The organism is Paenibacillus alba (assembly GCF_013204855.1).
Lineage (GTDB): Bacteria > Bacillota > Bacilli > Paenibacillales > NBRC-103111 > Paenibacillus_E > Paenibacillus_E alba.
On sequence record NZ_JABMKZ010000020.1, the window covers coordinates 40,813 to 61,527 of the forward strand.

General features: G+C 46.9%; 15 protein-coding genes. 2 read left to right on the forward strand and 13 right to left on the reverse strand.

All coding sequences use genetic code 11. From position 1 onward, the window contains the following. Positions 1 to 50: 50 nt before the first annotated feature. From HQN90_RS22720 to HQN90_RS22730, 3 genes are read right to left on the reverse strand one after another with little or no spacing between them, the layout of a single operon-like run. On the reverse strand, positions 51 to 1,397 hold the full coding sequence (locus HQN90_RS22720) for an ABC transporter substrate-binding protein (RefSeq protein ID WP_173222923.1): 1,347 nt from the start codon (positions 1,395 to 1,397) through the stop codon (positions 51 to 53). Positions 1,398 to 1,447: 50 nt separating this feature from the next. Beyond that, positions 1,448 to 3,220, reverse strand: coding sequence for a sensor histidine kinase (locus HQN90_RS22725; protein WP_173222925.1), 1,773 nt, complete (start codon positions 3,218 to 3,220; stop codon positions 1,448 to 1,450). A 37-nt stretch (positions 3,221 to 3,257) separates the two neighbouring features. After that, positions 3,258 to 4,082, reverse strand: a complete 825-nt coding sequence (locus HQN90_RS22730) for a response regulator transcription factor (RefSeq protein WP_246362789.1) — start codon at positions 4,080 to 4,082, stop codon at positions 3,258 to 3,260. A gap of 495 nt (positions 4,083 to 4,577) precedes the next feature. On the opposite strand from HQN90_RS22730, the gene HQN90_RS22735 reads away from it, so the two are divergent. After that, complete coding sequence (locus HQN90_RS22735; RefSeq protein ID WP_173222929.1) at positions 4,578 to 5,843, forward strand: erythromycin esterase family protein; 1,266 nt, start codon at positions 4,578 to 4,580, stop codon at positions 5,841 to 5,843. A 196-nt stretch (positions 5,844 to 6,039) separates the two neighbouring features. Here the strand turns inward: HQN90_RS22735 and HQN90_RS22740 are convergent, their stop codons facing one another. Then, a complete protein-coding gene (locus HQN90_RS22740) occupies positions 6,040 to 6,261 on the reverse strand; it encodes a hypothetical protein (protein WP_173222931.1) in 222 nt (73 codons plus the stop codon). Positions 6,262 to 6,338: 77 nt separating this feature from the next. Here HQN90_RS22740 and corA point away from each other — a divergent pair, with 77 nt between their 5' ends. Further along, a complete protein-coding gene (gene corA / locus HQN90_RS22745; protein WP_173222933.1) occupies positions 6,339 to 7,289 on the forward strand; it encodes a magnesium/cobalt transporter CorA in 951 nt (316 codons plus the stop codon). Between the two features lie 6 nt (positions 7,290 to 7,295). Here corA and HQN90_RS22750 read toward each other — a convergent pair whose 3' ends face one another. The 9 genes from HQN90_RS22750 to HQN90_RS22790 form a co-directional block, all read right to left on the reverse strand. Next, positions 7,296 to 7,793, reverse strand: a complete 498-nt coding sequence (locus HQN90_RS22750; protein WP_173222935.1) for a DUF1648 domain-containing protein — start codon at positions 7,791 to 7,793, stop codon at positions 7,296 to 7,298. Positions 7,794 to 8,479: 686 nt separating this feature from the next. Continuing rightward, positions 8,480 to 10,594, reverse strand: coding sequence for an alpha-galactosidase (locus HQN90_RS22755; protein WP_338042369.1), 2,115 nt, complete (start codon positions 10,592 to 10,594; stop codon positions 8,480 to 8,482). Between the two features lie 19 nt (positions 10,595 to 10,613). After that, positions 10,614 to 13,640, reverse strand: a complete 3,027-nt coding sequence (locus HQN90_RS22760; protein WP_173222939.1) for a discoidin domain-containing protein — start codon at positions 13,638 to 13,640, stop codon at positions 10,614 to 10,616. 50 nt (positions 13,641 to 13,690) lie between these two features. Then, complete coding sequence (locus tag HQN90_RS22765) at positions 13,691 to 14,509, reverse strand: carbohydrate ABC transporter permease (protein WP_338042367.1); 819 nt, start codon at positions 14,507 to 14,509, stop codon at positions 13,691 to 13,693. Next, positions 14,509 to 15,390 carry a carbohydrate ABC transporter permease gene (locus HQN90_RS22770; protein ID WP_079409745.1) on the reverse strand — a complete coding sequence of 294 codons (882 nt, stop codon included), beginning with the start codon at positions 15,388 to 15,390 and terminating at the stop codon, positions 14,509 to 14,511. Before HQN90_RS22770 ends, HQN90_RS22765 begins: the two co-directional genes overlap by 1 nt. 126 nt (positions 15,391 to 15,516) lie before the next feature. Next, positions 15,517 to 16,839, reverse strand: coding sequence for an ABC transporter substrate-binding protein (locus HQN90_RS22775; RefSeq protein ID WP_173222941.1), 1,323 nt, complete (start codon positions 16,837 to 16,839; stop codon positions 15,517 to 15,519). Further along, entirely contained in the window at positions 16,751 to 16,954 is a 204-nt protein-coding gene (locus HQN90_RS22780; RefSeq protein WP_173222943.1) for a hypothetical protein, read from the reverse strand. The genes HQN90_RS22775 and HQN90_RS22780 overlap by 89 nt, the downstream gene beginning before the upstream one ends. 14 nt (positions 16,955 to 16,968) lie before the next feature. Continuing rightward, positions 16,969 to 18,537, reverse strand: coding sequence for a response regulator transcription factor (locus tag HQN90_RS22785; protein ID WP_173222945.1), 1,569 nt, complete (start codon positions 18,535 to 18,537; stop codon positions 16,969 to 16,971). Next, entirely contained in the window at positions 18,525 to 20,318 is a 1,794-nt protein-coding gene (locus HQN90_RS22790; RefSeq protein ID WP_173222947.1) for a sensor histidine kinase, read from the reverse strand. Before HQN90_RS22790 ends, HQN90_RS22785 begins: the two co-directional genes overlap by 13 nt. Between the last annotated feature and the right edge of the window lie 397 nt (positions 20,319 to 20,715).

The window sequence follows — 20,715 nt, forward strand, 5'->3', positions numbered from 1 at the left end:
AAGAAAGGGAGAAGCCGAGCTTCCCCCTCACATTCTGCTTTCGATGGGTTCTAACGATTTTTCTCTGTGTAAGCCTGCAAGCTCTTGAACGCTTCTTCCGGAGCTTTGCCTGCTAAAATAGCTTGAATCGTGTTGTTGTATTCGTCGCCGATCTTCGCGCCAAGTCCCACATCATAGAAGATGAACATTCCCTTCATGGTCGACATTTGATCCTTCAAATCCTTGCTTAAGGCAGGCACTTTGGCCGGATCTAGCGTCACTTTGATAGCTGGGATGTCCCCTTGCTCTTCCCCAACGCGTTTTTGTATTTTCTCTTCCGACCAGGCTTTCAAGTACTTCACGGCCGCATCTTTATCTTTGGCTGTTGAGCTGATGACCAAGTTAAAGGCCGGCTGGCCCAGCCAAGTGTCGATGTCCCCTTTCCCATTCGGGAAGGTTGGGAATTTGGCAATGCCCACGGAATCCTTGACTTTAGAATCCATATTCACCAGCGTATTGATCGCCCAACTGCCAGTCACCATCATAGCGGCTTGACCATTTTGGAACATCGTCGTCATCGCACTGTTGTCAATGCTGAGGAACCCTTCAGGGAACGCCTTCATCTTCGTTAACTCTTGCAGAACACGGCCGGTTTCGATATAGGAAGGGTCAAGCCACGTTCCTTTGCCATCCATCAACGCATTAAACGGGGCATCGCCGCCAATTCGATTCGCTACAAATTCACTGAATAAAGCACTGACCCAAGCATCCTTGGCGCCCATGGCAATCGGGGTCACTTTATTTTTGACTAACACATCAATCACATTCTTCAGCTCGTCGTACGTCTTAGGCACTGCAAGATTATACTGTTTGAAAATGTCCTTATTGTAATACATCGTCGCTGCTGCAAAATTAACAGGAACGCCATAGATTTTGTCATGAAAGGTTAGCAAGTTGAACGCTCCAGAAATAAAGCTGTCCTTCCATGCCTGATCCTTATCGAGAAATTCGTTGAGCGGCAAGATTTTACCTGAATCCGCATACGTTTTCATTTTGCCGGCTGCATGAAGGGTGAACACGTCCGGTGCTTCATTTCCGGCGATCTGGGCATTCAATTTCGGATAAAAGGGTGTGCTGGGCAGATGAGATACATCAAAGGTAGCGTTTACATCTGTTCGGGCATTAAATTCGGCTAATAGATCCTTTTGAATATTGATCCCCTTATTTTCCGGCTCCAGCCAGTCGAACTCCTTCATCTTTACTTTATCTTTGGGCTTTGCCGGTGCTTCGCTTGCTTGGGGAGCATTGCTGGCTTTGGCGGCTGTATCCACTGTTTTTTCAGTTCCGCAAGCAGACAGAACAGCCGTTAATGCCAATACCGTTGCGAGGATAACCGAAACCTTTTTAACCTTTTTCATGTAAACCCTCCTCTGTTATGTTGTACGATCTAAGCTTAGTTGATCTGGGTTTAAACGGGTATGCGGCGCTCCTTACTTGTTGGTTGAATCTGCTGACCTCTTTCATCTATTCTCGGTAAAACGACTGTAATCACGGTGCCTTCCCCTACGACACTTTCCAGCTGCAAGCCGTATTCCTTTCCGTAATACAACTGCACCCGCTGATGCACATTGATTAAACCGATACCCATGCCGGAATCTTCTATCGTCACATGTAGATTCTCTCGAATCTGTGCAAGCCGCTCGGCTTCAATCCCGTTACCGTTATCTCGGATCGTAATGATGAAAGTCCGCTCCTCATAAAAGCCGCGAATATCAATTACGCCATGATCAATTTTCATTTCCATGCCATGAACAATCGCATTTTCCACTAATGGCTGCAGAATAAATCGCGGGACTAGCAAGGGCAAAGCCGTCTCATCCATATCCACCGTAATCGTAAATTTATCGCCATACCGATACTGCTGGATATAAACGTACTTATTGACGTTGTCGAGTTCCTTGTCGAGTGGAATATATTCCTTGCCCTTGATCCCTTCCCGCATGAGATCGCCGAGCGCCTTGGACAGCTTGCCAACCTCAGGAACGTTCTTCATTCTCGCAAGCCAATTGATCGTCTCCAGTGTATTAAAGAGGAAATGCGGGTTAATTTGGAACATCAAATATTTTAATTGCGACTGCTGCTTCAGCAGCTCCTCTTGGTAAACGGTATTGATTAAATGATGAATCCGATCAATCATCCGGTTGAAATTCCGGCTCATCATCCCAATCTCATTGCGCGAATTATAATTAAATTGAATATCAAAACGATCCTTCTCGACATCCTTCATCATCGCGGAAAGCTGCCGAATCGGCTTGGAGATACTGTTGGAAACAACGTAAGCAAGCAAAATGGCGAATACGATGCAGATGATGAGGATGATGAACATCCAATTTTTCAAAACAATCGACGTTTGGGAGTATTTCGCATCTGGAATGACGCTGACGATTTTCCAATCCGTATTGCCGACCGCATGATAGGTAATAACGTAATTGATCCCATCCATCATCTCGGTCGTGTGATCCTGCTCAGGTCCCTGCAAGACGCGGCTCATATACGGATACGCAGGGATCGTATTAATCAAAGATTTATTGGCGTGGGAAATAATCCTTCCATCTTGATTAACAATATACATTTCCCCTTCGTTGTTTAATTTCGTCTGGGCAAAAACCGAATAAAGCGCATCTTCCTTCAGATGCAGCTCAAAATAGCCGATTTTCAGCAAATTTCCCACGTCAAACAGCGAACTTCCGGCAGTAATCGTAAGCTGCTCAGGATCCGTCGTCATCCATACCAAGTTCCCTTCATTCTCGTCCAGCACATGCACGTTGAAAGCATCTCCGTTATTGTAGATAATTGCATTCCCCGATGGGAACACATTCTTATTTAGCCCATACAAACTAATATCCTGAACGTCTTCGCTATCTATGATCGCGCCATCCAAAATCTGTTTGATTTTATTGATTTCATCCAAGTATTCCAATTGATTTTGGAAGCCCAAATTGGCTTTCTTAAGGGCATCTCGCACTTCCTTGTTGGTAAAAAGCGAATAGTAAAGCCGTTTCACTTCCTTCATCTTGAATTCAATGTTTTTGCTTACTTCTGTCAGCAGATCCGTTGTGTAAGCGTTGGTTTTCTCTTGTATAAGTGATCGGGATTTCTGATACGTCAATGTCCCGATCATCGTCAAAGGGATGAGGTTCAAGATGAGAAAAGACACCAACAGCTTTTTTTGAATCTTCATGTCCAAAATCCATTGCCGCAATCTTCCTATAGGCCGCTTACTTATCATTCTGCGCGTCACCTCGTTCATCGGAACGAACAAATAGCATCTTGCGAAAATCGTTCGGCGTTTGTCCGAAATATTTTTTGAACAATTGTCCAAAATATCTGGCATCTCGAATGCCTACCTGACTGGCAATTTCAAAAACCTTTATTTGTGGATCTGCCAGCATATCCATCGCTTTCTGCAGGCGAATCCGGGTTAACGTATCCGAGAAATTCTCGCCAGTTTCTTTCTTGAATAAACGGCTCAAATAGTCAGGATGATAGTGGAGCTTGTCAGCTACCTTGGCAATCGTCATTTCGTGCTGATAATTCAACTCGATTTCATCCATGATAAGTGCAATTACTTCATTGTGCTTGGAAACCTCATGGTCCGGCACCAGCATCCCCTGCAGCGTAAACGAATATTCCTTCAGCTGGTGGCGAAGTCCAAGCTCTACCGCTTCGCGCTGGCGATCCTCTTCAATCGCTTGCTTCGCTTTGCGGCAGGCAGCCATAATTTCATCAGGATCCGTTGGCTTCAAAACAAACCCAACTGCGCCTAACTTGATCGCAGCCATCGCATAATCCAGCTGATGATAGGCGGTAATAAACACCCACTTGATCGCTGGCAGCTCGGCCTGCATCAACGCCATGAGCGCTAATCCATCTAAGCCTGGCATTTTGATATCCGTCAGAACGAGGTCTGGCTTTACGTTTCTAATCAGCGCAAGAGCTTCCAAACCATTGGCGCCCAACCCAGCCAACTCGAAGCCTTCTTCCTCCCAATCCAGGGTCTGCAAGCCCATGCGAGTGATATGTTCGTCATCGGCAATAATCATCCTAATCACATAAGTTCCTCCCAATTGAAGCAAGTGAGTTCATTAACTTTGTTTTCGGCAGATAGTTCAATTACTAAATTAACATTATTGCCTCGATTGCACAAAAAAAGGGACCTAGCCAACGGGGCCAGGTCCAAAGTTTATATTAAAAAAGGGGGTCTTACTAAGTATCATACGCCACTTATGTTATCGGAGTGTAACGGTAATATTGTATTTGTGTTACAAATTACAGGATGTGTGTAACCAATTCCCCGCTTCTCCTTACACCAATAAAAAAAGGGGATCTAGCCACCGGGGCCAGATCCAAAGTTTATATTAAAAAAGGGGGGTCATACTTATTATAATACCCTACCAATGTTAGAGGTGTGTAACTGGAATGTTCCAATTGTGTTACAAATAATTGTGAAACTTAAGCTGCAATACATGAAACCAAGTTGCGCATACTAATGCTAATTGTTGAAATATGGATATGACAAAGGAGCAAAACCTGTGCGTATGGAAGATGCCATTGTGCAACAAATCAAACAGCAAGCAGTACGCTTGAACACCCCGGAAGATATGGACGTGCTTATCGAAGCCATTGGTGATAAGCGGTACGTTCTGCTTGGCGAAGCTACGCACGGCACATCCGAATTTTATAAGCTGCGCATGGAGCTGAGCCGTGCCTTAATTGAAAGAAAAGGATTCTCGTTTATTGCCGTTGAGGGCGATTGGCCTTCCTGTTATGAGATTAATCGCTATGTGAAGCAAGATAAGAATGCCAAGCCAAGTGCTCACGCTGCTCTTGAAGCCTTTCATCGCTGGCCATCCTGGATGTGGGCAAATGAGGAAGTTGCCGAGCTGATAACGTGGCTAAAGCAGCACAACACAGATAAACCTGTGGATCAGCGGGTCGGATTCTATGGACTAGATGTCTATAGTTTATGGGAGTCCTTAGAAGAAATTGAACGCTATTTGCTGGAAACAGGTACGCCAGAGCAGCTAGCTTCGGCACGCAAAGCTTTTGAGTGTTTCGACGCTTATGAAGAAGAGGGGCAAAACTACGGTGTTTCCGCGGCTTTCTATGGCGAAAGCTGCAAGGATGAGGTTGTGAAGCTGCTTGCTTCGCTTCACGCCAAACGCGTGCAGAATTACACCGACGGCGAAGCGGCTCTCAGCGCGGAATTAAACGCGCTCGTTGCCGTGAACGCCGAGGATTACTACCGCACGATGGTCCGTCATGACACGGATTCGTGGAACATCCGCGATCGCCACATGGTCGAGGCGCTGCGCCGCCTCGCTGCCTTCCACGGCCCAGACGCCAAAGTGATCGTCTGGGCACACAACACGCACATTGGCGATGCGCGTGCAACGGATATGCTGGCCGACGGCATGGTCAACGTCGGCCAGCTCGTGCGCGAAGCGCACGGGGAAGCCGATGTGTTCGCCATCGGCTTCGGCACTTACACCGGCACCGTGATCGCCGGTTCAGCTTGGGGCGCGCCGATGGCGACGATGCAGGTGCCCCCAGCTCAGCCGGGCAGCTGGGAGGAGCTTATGCATCGCGCCGGCGCGCATGATCAGATCCTCCTGCTCAACAAGGAGGATCCTATCCTTGGGCACGAGATGCTGGGGCATCGTGCCATCGGTGTCGTCTACCATCCGTCTTATGAGCGAGGAAACTACGTCCCCTCGCTCATGGCGCGGCGGTACGACGCCTTCGTGCATGTGGACGAAAGCCATGCGCTTCGTCCGCTTGCGATCAACAATGTGTTGGTTTGATCACAGACCCTACAGCCTACTTGCTCTGCCGGCCGAAAGGCCGCCAAAGCGATGTAGGCTCAAAACCAATGCGTATTCGTCTATTCCAGCGATTGTTGGTATTGCCTCATCGGCTCGGCTAGCCCCCTCCAATTCCAGCAACCCCCTAAATTCCTGTGATTATGCATCCTTTTTGCTCATGACACCGCTCAAACCACTAAATTCCTGCGATTGTGCATCCTTTTTGAGGATTATCTTCATTCCATGATGAAATAGCTGGGAAAGCCTGCACAATTGCAGGTTTTCCCTCTTTTCGCACCATTTTCGTTGAAAAAACCTGCACTTTCGCAGGTATTCCAAAGTCGGAGGTAAGTGGAGTCGCCTGTCTTATTTGAGCCAGCCTACGGCGAGCTGTTGATCGTGTTTGGAGCATGAACATTCTAATCTCTCCAACTTGTATGGTAAAATAAAGCAGATACAAGTAATGAAAATAATATCCATCTAGGAGTTTTAGATATGATTCGTTCACTCGCCATTACCAAGGATTACAGAGTCCTTCATGATGTTCCCCTCAATCAGCTTGCCGACCCCAACATTCAGTGGTATTGGGTCGATTTTCATAACCCCAGCGAAGAAGAAGCTAAGCATCTAAAAGATCCTTTTGGCTTCCACCCTTTGGCCATTGAGGATTGCTTTTATTTATTGCAGCGGCCCAAAATGGACCATTATGAGAACGTCCATTTCTTCGTCATGCATGCCATTAATGCGAAGACTCTGGCCGCCGAAGAGGTGGATATGTTTCTGGGGAGCAACTATATTGTTACCTTTCATCTGCATGAATCCAGAGAAATTGAGGATGCGTGGAGCCGGGTATCTGAACAGGAAGCTCTGCGCAAGGAAGGCCACATTTATGCCGCCTATCTCGTACTGGACAATCTTGTCGATCAGTATTTCCCCAGCGTTTACCAGATCGAGGATCAACTCGACGATATCGAGAACAATTTGAATTCGGAAGCCACGGAAGTGCTGATGAATCATATTTTCGAAATCAGAGCGAAATTGTTGAAGCTGCGCCGTACGATTGTGCCGATGCGCGATTTGCTGTATAGGGTCATTAATACGGAGCGAATTGAACACATGCGGGGACATCTCGTCTTTTTCACCGACATCCACGACCATCTGCTCAAGCTTTCGGAAATGATCGAGTCCAATCGCGATATGACCGCAGATATGCGGGACAGCTACATCTCCTTGAATTCCAACCGCATGAACACCATTATGAAAACCCTAACCGTCATCACGACGATTTTCATGCCGCTCACCTTCATTGCCGGTATTTATGGCATGAATTTCGCTCATATGCCTGAGTTGGAATGGAAGTGGGGATATTTCCTCATCCTTCTGATCATGTTTGGCATTGGTTTCGGAATGTTTCTCTGGTTTCGAAAAAAAGGGTGGTTCAAATAAAAGACACTATGCTTTCCTTATAGATTTCACGATATAGAAAGCAATGATACCGAAGAGCGCCAGCAAGAACACGGGCAATAAGCCCAAGCTGGGCTCGTGACCCGAAGCGGAATGTACTATCATCCATTCAATATAGCCAAATAGCAGCAAGATAAGCACTTTCAACCAGCTGATCATCCTAATGGCGATGACGTACTGTTCCTGCGCATTGGCCGGCGTAATTTCTTTCAAATAATTAAACTGATGAGGAATTCGGCGCAGCCATGTAAGTCCAGCATAAATAACAAGGCTCAGAATAGGCAGAAAGATCAAGCTTCCTTTACCACCCCAACCATTTGGCTTACCCGTCAAATCAAAATGCGTGGGAAACCGCTCCGGCAGGTTAGACCATGCCCAAACCACATAAGCAAACGTTACAATGATGAAACAGACAGATATTACGTCGTGGACAATTTCTAATTTTGACTTGGGAATTTGAAGTATCGGCCTATTCGTGTGAAGCATTGGAATCAACCTCCTCTTTGGACTGCATGCTTGTCTTGATTCATGCTAGTGCCAACATAGTATGCTGCAATAAACATTAGTTTGCCGATCTTACTTTTGCACCTTACCTGCATGAACCGAATGTTTCGTTTCTCTATCGTCCTGATTTGTCTTCTTCTTATTATAGTCTTCGGCTATTACACTTCTCAACTCACCGAGTCCGCCAGCAAAGGCCCGCGTGCTTTCAAGGGGACCTCGATCTGACCCACGCGAACGGGAATCGCTCAAATCAGCAGTATAACACGGGCAAGATTTCCGATGAAACGGAACTACGATCCGCTATTTGTGACAAAAGTGGGGAAAATGAAGGTTTCGCGGAACTACGTTCCCTTATTTCCTCCAAAAACACGATAATACCATGAAAACCACCCAAATAGAGGAACCCAGTTCCGCTTCAGCAGAAATTCCGCCGATTCCAGCAAAATAGAGGAACGTAGTTCCGTTTGAATGGAACTTGGCTCCATCCAGTTGGCTAACGTGACTTCCTTCGGAATATCTTCGCCGGTGAATTGATTAACGTTCCAGCGTTCACTTATCGATATAGAGACTCGCAGGCCGCTGCACAACGGTCAAAATAAGTAAAAAACCTAGCCCCTTGGGCATAGGTTCGCAATTTTAAGCATTATTCACTCGAAATTCCCGCCGCTCTACACTCTTTGCAACCGAATGAGAGCACTATCATAATCACCCGTTAACTTAGGATTCAAGCCCACATGCATCAAGTTTTTACCTTTGAACCGGACCGGCTCCTGCTCCAAGCCATGCACCAAATAATCGGCATTTGGCTCCAAGCCCTGTAGACCTAATCTCGGCAACGAATTGCCAAATTGCTGTGCATGCAGAAATAGAAACACAACCGCTTCGGCCCCATCCTTGCTTACATATTGAACGGCAGCCACACCCGAATCTCTCAGGGACTGCAAGCGATACTGATGACCCGCCATTATGATGTGCCTAATCTCTTTATACAAGGCAATGTAAGAGCTAGCTTCTTGTATTTCCTCCTCCGACCACAGTTTCAAGTTGGCCCCAATCCCGAGTCCTCCCATCATGGCGCTGTGAAAGCGAAAAGCCAGTGAAAGATTCCTTCCGTTCAAGCTGTGCGGCGACTCGGTAACCCAGCACATCATCACTTGCGGACTGTACACGTAAGCAAAGCCCTCCTGAATACGCAGGCGATCAAAGGCATCCGTGTTGTCGCTTGGCCATACTTGATCGGCATATCGAAGAATGCCCAAGTCGATTCTGGAGCCCCCGCCCGCACAGGATTCGAATTCGACATGGGGGAATTTTGTCCTCAGCTCAGCCCAGATTTCGTACAAGCTCTGTACATGCTTCACCCATACGGCATGATAAGGATTCTGGATATCGTCGGCTGTCCCTGCTTCTGTCAAGGTGCGATTCATATCCCATTTGATAAAAGTGATGCTGTAGCTGCTCAATAACTCCGTCATGAAGTCGAGAATATACTGCTTTACTTCCGGCTTGCCCAAATTAAGCAGCAATTGATTCCTTTGCAGGGTGCCCTCTCTGGTTGGGAATTGATACACCCATTCCGGATGCCTCCTGTATAGATCGCTATCGGGATTGACAGATTCAGGCTCAACCCAGATGCCGAAGTCCATGCCAAGGCTGGTGACTTCATCAATCAGCTCCTGAAGCCCATTCGGGAATTTCTCGGCATTCACATGCCAATCCCCCAGACCTGCCTGATCGCTGTTTCTGCTGCCGAACCAGCCGTCATCCACAACGAAAAGCTCTACGCCAAGCTTCGCGGCCGATCGTGCCAGCTCCATTTGCCCTTGGGCTTCCACTTGGAAGTACGTCGCTTCCCACGAATTATACAGCACCCTGCGATGAGCCTGCGACGGAAAAACGAATGCCCGCTGATAGCTGTGAAGCTGCCTGCTCATTTCACCGAAGCCCCGCGAAGTATAGCCGCCGATGAAAGAAGGGGACGTCAGACTCTCCCCTCCTTGCAGCAAAATCGGACAATCAAAATCGTTCATGCCGCCAACAACGCGCACATGGTTGAAATTCGTTTTCTCCGCAACGATTTTCCAGTTGCCGCTCCAGCCCAGAACGCCAAACCACACCTTGCCGGAAACTTCGTCTGCCTTCCCATTATCCACAGCAAACCATGGATTCGCATGAGGCCCCGTGAAGCCTCTTCTGGATTCCAAGGTTTTTTTGCCCTCCGACAGCATGGTGTCTCTGAGCTGAAACTCTCCGGACCATCTTCCCGACACATGAGTCAGACGATAGCTTGGAAGAATGGGCAAGGACCAGGCTGCGGACATCATTTGCTCGATGACGACTTCCGTGTCGCTCTGATTGACAACCTCAGCAGTCCGTTCAATCAAATCATGCTCGTGAATGACTTTGTAAGTTAGATTGACTATTAGATCATAATGAACGTCTTTGAGAATTACTCGGAGTTTGTCCTGCTCAATCGCAAATCCCGTGTAGACCAGTTTCAAATCTCTGACGACATCTTGGAACCTAACCTTCAAGCACGGCTCCATATAGCTGCTTCCGCCATGACCGCCGTATTCTTCCTTTTCTCTATCCACTTCAGCATCAAAGGAGCTGTGATGACGGCTTTGCAGAAGATGTGCGCATTCGCGCGCATCAATGGCATCTCCCCAATAAATCTGCTGCAGGACCCCTTTGTCATTCAAGCCAAACACATAGGAGGTCGTGCGCGTTTCAATTTCAAATAATCGCAAATCTTCGTTATAAATTATCGGCAAGGCCAACACCCTCATCTGTTTATTTCATTCACTTATAGACGGTAAATTGCAAATCGCGATTTCCGCTGTTTTCCGTTGTCCATGTAACTCCGCCATCGATAGAAAGCCTCTCCATCCCATTCGCATAGGGGTTGCTATCACTATAAGCCATACCAAAATAGTTGTTGGCGGCGGATTCAACCGTCGAAGGCGAGCGTAATATAATGCCGTAATTGCCATTCGCTGTCAACCCGGTCAGCCTCGTATAAATCGGAATTAAGCTGACTGTTGTCGGGAAATTAACCGGCAAAATGGTCGTTGTAAACAGTCGGCTCGTCGGATTCAAGCTTGCATCCAAAGCTACGATGTCGATCGTGAGCGGACCTTTGGGCGATCCGTTCTTGTAGCTGTAAATATCAATTCTTGGCACATTCGATGTGCTTGGCTTGAATACTTGCATACGCTGAATTTGGCCCCGCAGGTCGTGGTACGGGCTGAAAGATGCGCCGCTATCATCTTGATCCACAACAGCGCCTGAGTTTCCGCTGACTTGAAACGCCTCGAATTCGAATATCGACGGCTCTACCGATGCGTATTGGATATTGATCCTTAGTTTGGTCGTCGTTACAGCCGCAAAATTAATTTCCTTCTCAAAACCAAGCCTGTTCCCATTCACAAGGTTGACATAGCTGCTTCCATTCCACGCCTGCAATTGGTACTGCGTTGCTCGCTGGCCGTATTCCTTAAGTGTTGCACGGTTCACCGTTGTGCTTGTTCCGAAATTAATTTCCAGCCATTGGTTGCTCACTTGGCCGGAAGCGCTGTTCCAGCGGGTTGCCATGCTGCCGTCATTCGCTTTGGAGGCTTCATACCCCGCTGACCACAGGGAGGAAGCCGTCGCTGTTTTGCCTAGCGATATATTCACAGGCGCAGAGGGTAGTGATGGGTTCGCTGCGGAGATGGCAATCATCGTTGCATCCGCATCAGCGAAGTTTTGCGTGTAGCTGCCTGTAAACGTCCCCAAGCTAATCCCTTTATACAAGTCGCTGACATAATAAGGCGTAGTGGCGCTCAAGCCAAGATCGGCAAAAGTCACTGTCATCGAAGCGGCTGTGCTCGCCCAATTGGAGAGGCCAACGATCCGATCTCCATTCGTATCCGTTAGATACAGCTGGGAAGGAGAATGCTCGCCGCCAGCATAGAAATTGGTCATGCTGACTGGCTTCGCCGCTTTCCCTAATTGGGATATTTGCAGCAACTTGCTATTTCGCAAAATGTCCATCTTATCATCCGGCACGGCAGACAGCTGCTCGCTGACTAGCCAGTGGCCGCCTGCTAATGCCACGGCATTCGTTAACAGCCGGGCTTGATTTTTATCATAGCGATTGCTGCCATTGCCGGATAAATTATCGACCATTTCCATATCGCCATCGTTATACTGCCAAATCGTCCCGTTGGAGAACCAAGAGGCAGCGGCATTGAAAGCTTGCCGTTCATACCCTGTATACGTCGTACCGCCGCCAGTCACGCCAAGCTCTGTATCGCAGCCTAATCGGCGGCCATGAGCGAATGCTGCTGGCAGAAGCGGTGAAATCGATTCATCGATAAAAATCGGACGGCCAGCGGCCAACACTTTATCCTTTATGATTCCCATCCCTAAGCGATAGGCTTGCATGCCATTTTTGGTGCTGTCATAATGATTGCCTTCGTACAAACCGAAATCAAGGAAATCGGCTTTGATATAATCGAACCCCCAATCAATATAGCGCTGAATCGAATCCCGCAAATATTGCTGCGTGCCTGGATGCGTGGTATCCAACGCATAAGTACCGATGTAGGTTGTTTTAAGCGCGCCTGACGTATCCCTCAGAACAGCCTGCCTGAACGTATAGCTGGCATTCGGAATCGTTGTATCCAAGAAGCTGGACTCTACGCTGAATGGGTTGATGTAAGTGCCCGCCTTCAATCCTTTGCTGTGCACATAATTGGTGAACGATTTCATCGGATTCTCACCAGCGACTTTCACGGGCCATTTGGCGGCATTCGGCGTCCAATCGCCATCACCCATTTCCCAGCCTGCATCTAGATTGACATATTGATAGCCTTTGCTTTGCATATTATTCGCTACATAATCAACCAGAGGATACATATTTTCTGCCGTCAAATCATCAAATCGCAGAGCATACCAGCTGTTATAGCCTACCGGAACTCCGCTGCTCCATGTTAAATGAGGTTCACCTACATTGTACTTGGCTCCAAATTCCTCAAGCCCTGTACGGTAATCCGCATAATAGCCAAGAAAAAACTTATCGCTGGATACGCTCGTTCCGCTTTGCTTGCCGCCATTGTTGTAGACCGAGAAGCCCGTTAAATTCCCGTTCGCTGACGAAGCAGGGGCGAGATACTGCGCGCTGACCCAATTCTTCACCGTTGCCGCGCCGGCAACGAAACCATTTTTGGTCGTGTCATCGAACACCGACGTTACCCAATAGCTTGTGCCGGTAAAGCTGCCAAAAGCATTTACAGGCGCAACGCCAAAATCGTTATTGTTGGTGAACGGCGTCGTGAATACTTTCTTATTCGATCCCGCTGCAATCGCAAGATTCTGAGAAGCGATCGGCTCCAAGAAATCGAGCGTCTGGCTCGTTCCCTTCTGTACCTGCATATCTGTTAGAAAGTAAGGGATATCGGCATACAGATAGATATTTAGAACAATCGTCGAGCCCGAGTTCAAATTGCTCGTAAGCGTCAGCTTATAGCCCCCTGTGCCATATTCATCGCTGCCAATCGATGTCCAGCTTGCTGTGCGTGCAGCCGGATCGTAGGAATTGATCCTCGTTGCGCTTCCCGACACCGCATAATCGGAATAAAAATTCGCCAAAATCGTTACCCCTGCCGAACTGAGATTGCCCCGCCCTGTACTCAAATCATACGTAATCGTCAAAGCTCCGTTCGTTGCGGTCACGACTTGACCTGTCTGGGTGATGGATACACTGGCTGCATAGCTTACTGGTACCGGCAGCAAACCACCTAATAACATGAACACAATCAACATCAGGCCAACATATTTCTTCATCCAAATCCTCCTCCAAGTTTTCTTCAGAAAGCTTGTTTCGCAGGCTTGACTTACCCTTTGATCGCTCCTGCGGTAATTCCTTTGACAATAAACTTTTGCATAAAGAGGAAAAAGACAACGATTGGGATCATGCCCATCACGGCATACGCAAACGCAAGATTCAAATCGCTGCTGTATTGCCCGAAGAAATAATATTGCTGCAAGGGAATTGTGCGGAACTTATCCTTTTGCAAGAAAAGCAGAGGAAGCAGAAAGTCGTTCCAGATATATAAAACATTCAAAACGATCACCGTCGAGGTTACTGGTTTCAACAGCGGAAAAATAATCCGAAAGAAGGTGCCCGGCACCGAGCAGCCGTCAATCTTCGCCGCCTCTTCAAACTCTCGGGAGATTGCCTTAATAAATCCGTTATAGAAAAATACGCCCGTTTGTACGCCCGCACCGCCATAAATCAAAATAATTCCCCAATGGGTATTAATCATATGGAACAGCTTGCCCAGCTTATACAGCGGCAGCGCCGTAATCTGAAAAGGAACCATGATGCCCGCCAAAAATAGCAGAAAAATCAGCTGGTACGCCCACCCTTTGCGTCTCGCAATCGAGTATCCAGCCAACGCTGACACCGCTACAATCAACAGCACGGAGCCAATCGTAATGATCAGGCTATTCATGATTGCTCTCGGATAATGCGAGGTATTCCACGCGTGAACGTAGTTATCCACATGTAGTGCTGAGGGAATCCCATAAAACGAGAGGAACGTTTCCTGGCTCGTCTTCAGCGACATGAGAATAGCGACGTAGAACGGGAAGAGAAAGAGCAGTGACAGTAGCAGAATACAGATAAATACGATCGCATGCGTCTGTTTCACTAAATTTCCACTTCCTTTTTCCTGAAAATCTGCAATTGAATCAAGGTGACCACCACTAAAATGAGGAAAAAGATCATCGATAAAGCCGTCGCATACCCGCCCTTAAGCGAGGTGAAGGAGGCACGGTAAATAAAGGTCGATAAGACATCTGTCGAAAATGCAGGGCCGCCATTGGTCGTCACATAGACCAGATCAAATACCTTCAAGGCGCCTGTCAGCACCAGCACCATATTGATGGTGACAGAAGGAGCGATCAGCGGCAGCGTCACATGACGGAACGTATGCAGCACACCGGCGCCGTCCATTTTGGCGCTTTCCACCAATTCGGCGGGGATATTCTGCAAGCCGGCGATGAAGATGATCATCGGAGTGCCGATGCCCTGCCACACCGCAATAACAATAATTCCCCACAAGGCATAGCTGGGGTTGCCCAGTGGACTTGTGACATTGTCATTGCCGAACAAATGAAATAAATTAGGCAAGCCTTTGCTGTAGTTATAGCTCCAAATAAAGCCGGAAAGCACGATGGATATCACGCTAGGCAAAAAGAAAATAGTTCGAAAAATGTTTCTGAATTTCAGAAACTGATCCAGAACAAGAGCAAGCAGCAGAGCTATAACATTGACCAGAAGAGTCAAAATAATGGCATATTTAAAGGTGTTGATCAGCGCTCTCCAGAAGTCGCTATCCGTGACGGCATGCACATAGTTATCCCAGCCGATATAGCGGAACTTATCCGACAAGCCGTCCCAGTTCGTGAACGAATATTTAAACCCCATAGCTAGCGGAACGACCACCGCGAATAGGAAGAGGAGCAGTCCGGGAAGCACAAACAAGATGTACCAGGATTCAAGCTGCCAAGTGCGTTTCAAAGATTTCATACATTCCGTCCTTTCTTGACATGGAAAATAGCAGAAAAACTGCAGCATAAGGAGAGTCTGCACGACGAATCAACCGAATGAACGTCGAACAGACCCTTATTCCATTACTTTTCATATTCCATCAACTTACTTATGGTTCTTCTCAACCCATGCATCCATATCCTTGACAATTTCGTCAGGCGTCATTTTATTAAAAATAAACTTCTGCAAGTTTTGTGAAAATTGCGTGGACCAATCAATACTTGTATTAGCCACATAAATTTGCGAATTGTAGATTTTGCCGGCGTCAATATAAGGTTTAAGATCGTTGATCGCAGGAGCAATGTTCGTGTTTGTGCCTTTGACATAGCTGAGCAGCTTCGTATTGGTTACCCATGCGTCTCCCCCTTCTTTGCTTCCCATATAAGCTAGGAATTTCAGAGCGGCTTCTTTGTGCGTGGATTTGCTGCCAATAGCCAAGGACGCATCCGGGTTAAACTCCAATTTGTTTTTGGCTTCATCATTGCTGAACGGATAAGGGAAGTAGCCTAGATTATTGTTGTACAGATCCGGGTTTTTCTTCTCCAGATCAGCCAGCGGCCAAGTGCCCATATACATCATAGCGGCATCGCCCTTGGCGAACAGATCAACAGCCCCGTTGTAATCCACACCCAATTGATCTTTATTGCCGTAATCGTACAATTGCTTCACATGCTCGATCGTCGTTTTTACAGCCGGGTTATCGGCAAATTTGGCTGTACCTTTTTCAATTTTGCTGAAGAAATCCGGTTGATTGGCAACAAGTCCCGTGTTGCTAGGGAAATCGCGCTCTTCCCACATCTTCAGCGTCCAGGCATCTTTCCAGCCCAGCGCAAAAGGCGTTTTGCCCGAATCCTTAATTTTCTTCGCTGCCGCCATCAAAGCATCGTACGTTTTCGGAATTTCCAAATTCAAATCTTTGAAAATCTTCTTATTGTAGAAAACCGCAATCGGACTGGAGTTTACCGGCATCAGATAGTTCTTCCCATCCGTCGCTTGCTCCTTAATCACATTCGGCTCAAAATTTTTCATGAAAGGCTGATCTGAAATGTCCATTAAATAGCCGCCGTCCGCGAACAATTTCGTTTGGCTTCCCGCATTCAGCGTGAAAATATCAATCACATCGCCACTCGCCATTTTGGTTTTGAGCAGGGTGTAGTAATCGTCATACTTGACGGGCTGAACCTCTACCTTAATCGTCGGATTCTGCTTCTCGAATTGATCGACAATTTTCTGAATGCCATCCGTAACATCACTCTTGAAATGCATAAAAGTAATCGTGACCGGCTCCGCCGCTTTCGCAGGCGCTTTGGTGCTTGCAGCCCCCGCACTTGGTGCAGGATCAGAAGTTGTCGTGCCGCCGCTGCCGCACGCCTCTAATATGGTCGTCAGCAGAAGCAGAGTTAACGCCAGGCTTAACCTTTTGTTCATGCAATTTCCCCTTTTCATCCGATAGATGCAGAAGAGCTTGTTGTTCTTCTGTGTCTACATTGTAGCTCTCTCCGCCCTGCGCGGTAATCCAATATCTTGTCATGTCGATGTTCACTTTTTTGTACTTCCTCAGCTCGTTCCGCACGATTCCCGATACTCAGACGGCGTCTGGCCCGTGAACTTTTTGAATACATGGCTGAAATACCGTTGATTTTCATAGCCGACCAATTCGGAAATGTCATTGACTTTGCGGTCAGAGGCGCGCAGCAGCTCACACGCTTTTTCCATCCGAAGCCGCGTCAAATATTCAATAAAATTCTCGTTCGTCACCGCTTTAAACAGCTTGCTCAAATAGCTGGGGTCCAGATGAAACCTCGTCGCCACATCCACTAAGCTAAGCTCTTCAAAATAATGCTTTTGCAGAAAATCCGTAATTTCCCTGACGGGAAAGCCGGCGTCTTGAGCGCCGCAATGTTGAAACGTTTCTGCAAGCTGAGCCGTCATTTTAGCCATGTAGTAAGTTAAGCTCTGAAGCTCCATCATTTGGTGCAGCGGCTGATTAGGAACAGCTAGTTCCTTCATCCCGCTGGCGATCGTTTCTGACAACCGCGTGAACGCATAATGAACCTCTTGAATGCGAATATGCTTGCTGGCAGCAATCTTTTGTACAAAAAGCTCCAGCAAGCTGCGCATTTCCTTGTCATTTTTGCTCACGATGGCCTGCTTGATGGTCTTCATGTCAAAATTGCTCAAAATCACGCTTTCCGCGCCTGACATTTTGGCATTGGCGATAGAAGCGGACAAGCCTGAACCGTGGAAAGGATTGTTCCAAACCTCGGCAAGCGCTTCATCGTAGGCTTTGGGCAGCGCTTCTATGCCGCTAAACTCCGAGCTGACGCCAATTATCGTATCTATTTTCAACATCTCGCAAGCCGCCTGCTGAAATTCGCTGACAATCTTGCGCATATAGGCCACACCATCATCGCCTATTGGCATGATCACGCATAATTTCATCCTTTCATCTGCCGTAAAAACGAGCGGTGCTTCGCTTTGAATCATTTCGACGAGCATATTTTCCAAACTAAACATCAGCAAATCGGCGTTGCCATGAAATTTGCTTTCCGCAACCTCCCGAAACTGACGAAAAGCCAGAATGACGACGCGATAAGCCTCGAAAGCTTGCGCTATTTTCAATTCATGCGCTTGCCGCCACATATCGGACTGATTGACAATACGCTCATTGGCGACATGCTGAAGGAACACTTCTCTTTGCAGCTTCCAAACCGCCATCGCATGGTGCCGCTGCTGAAGCAGATCCCCGTCTTTGTGAAGCGCCTCGATCGCCTTATCGATCGCACTTCGCAAATCCGTGATCGATACCGGCTTCAACACATAGTCGCATACCTGATAGGTTAAAGCTGCTTTCAAATATTCAAATTCCGAATACCCGCTGCTGACAATCACCTTGATCTCCTTATGGATCGTAAAAAGCTGCTCCAGAAACGCTTTGCCGTCCATCACAGGCATATTCATATCCGTCACCACGATATGCGGCTTGCTGATCTGAATAAGCTGCAAAGCTTCTTCTCCGTGCTTCGCTTCTGCCACGACTTCCACAACAGCGGAAAACTCATCAATTAATTTACGGAGCGAGCGTCTTCCCCACGGCTCGTCATCCACAACCATCACTCTATACATGGCTTTGTTCCTCGCTTTTCATACGGAATCGTTATAAACACCGTTGTTCCTTGACCCCGTGCACTCTCGATCTCAATGCCAAATGCAGAGCCATACACCATCTTCAAGCGCTCATTCACATTTTTCATCCCCATGGAAATACCCGAATACTCAAGCGGTGATCTGATCTTCAGCATATGCTGCAAGGCGATAAGCTCTTGAGACTCGATGCCGGGTCCATCGTCCTGGACAGCAATCAAGATGCTGCCATCCTGCTTTCTGGCTGACAAACGAATATGCAGCTGCGTCGTCAACGTTTTGCCCAGTGCATGAACGATCGCATTTTCAACAATCGGCTGAAGGACAAAACGTATCGTTTGGCAGCCCATCAACTCCTCCGCTACGTCAATTTCCGCTTGCAGGAGCTCCTCGAACCGAATTTTTTGGATAAATAAATAATTATTCACATGAAGCAGCTCCAAGCTTAGCGTTGACTCCTTATTCCCTTCATAGAAACTATATCTAAACATATCTCCCAAAGCGCTGCACATTTCATGAATCTCATAATCACCGTTAAGAACCGCCTTGCCGCCAATCGTTTGCAGCGTATTGTATAGAAAATGAGGATTAATCTGTGTCTGCAAAGCAATAATTTGCGCTTCCTTATTACGGAGCTTCATCTCATATTCCGATTCGATCAAATCCCTGATTTTACGCGTCATGAAATTAAAATTCCTAGACAGCTCCGAGATATCATCATGCCAATCATTCACTTTGAGCGAAACCGAGAAATCCCCATTCCGCACGACCTTCATCATATGGCCTAATCGGTGGATCGGCTTCGTAATAAATTGCTGCGACATCAAAGAGAATAAATAGATAAACGAGATGACCACAAATAAAGCCAGCAGCGTGATATCCAAAATGTATTTGCGATTTTTATCCAATTCCGTATTGGGATACACAATATTAAGTTGAACGTTCCCATGATCCAAATAGGAAGTATCAATCAGGAGGTCGTGCTTGTCATTAAAATTCAATTCATGTTTGACTTTGCTTACAGGAAATTCAGGTACAGAGTACTTTTTGACCTGCTCCTCATAAATACTGCTCGTTTGATAGAAGGTCTCTGCCTGCGAGTTCTGCAAAACAATGACATTCGGAGAGCGGTTATACGATTCCAGCCTTTTCTTAAGATCCCTGCTTTGCACAAAAAAAAGCACCGTTCCGATCTTATTGCGATAAAAAGGATCGTAAATCGTGACCCCATAAACAAAAAAGGACCGGTCCAACTTAGCATCTTGGTACGTCGTCATAAACGTATGTTGAAAGGGCAAGTCCAACAGTTCATCGGAATGCGGAACGCCATTCCCCAACTGAATGGCATCGTACGTGTCGGCCTTCGACCAGCTTTCTTCGAGTTTGTTTTTCTTGCCGTAGATCATGATTTTGATCACATCTTCATTCTGACTTTGCAGCAAACGGTAATAATTACTCAGCGAATCTCTCACATTAATGATGTCCGCATTGTTGTAATCGCTGCCATTCTCCATTAAGTTCATGATGCTTTTGAACCCGTATACTTGCAGCGCAGAGTAGGAGAAGCTGTTGAAGTACTTATTCAAATACTCGGACAAATAACCGGCATTCTGATCCGCGTTGCGAACCATCGTTTTCTCCAATAGCTGGGTACTCGTTTTATAAAAGATCAGGGCTAATAATAGCAAAGGAATCAGCGAAATCACAACGTTAATCCAGACGATTTTCGTTTTGATGCTTCGATTCAAAAATAGTTTAATCATGCTGCCGCCCCCTATAATCCATTTAATCCTATTCATTGTACCTTTGAGAATGAGCCTGACAATCCAATATTTTGTGGAATTGATGTGCATTATTTGGTTTAATTCATTTTACCATGCCAGCTTGCCTCCCCAACAAAAAAACTCCCCATATGGGGAGGCATGATAAATTGGATACGAAAAGGAACTACGATCCGCTAATTCACCCATAATCCACGATTTGTGGCTGAAAGGGAAGTACGTTCCTCTATTTCACCTCTCTAGGAGGAAATTCCAGCAAAATAGACAAATTAGCGTACCGTAGTTCCGTCTGACTAGCCAAATGGCTGTTTGGATCATGAATAAGGGAACATAGTTCCCATTCGTGGATGCACTGCCTGTTCAACTCAGTTACTCTATC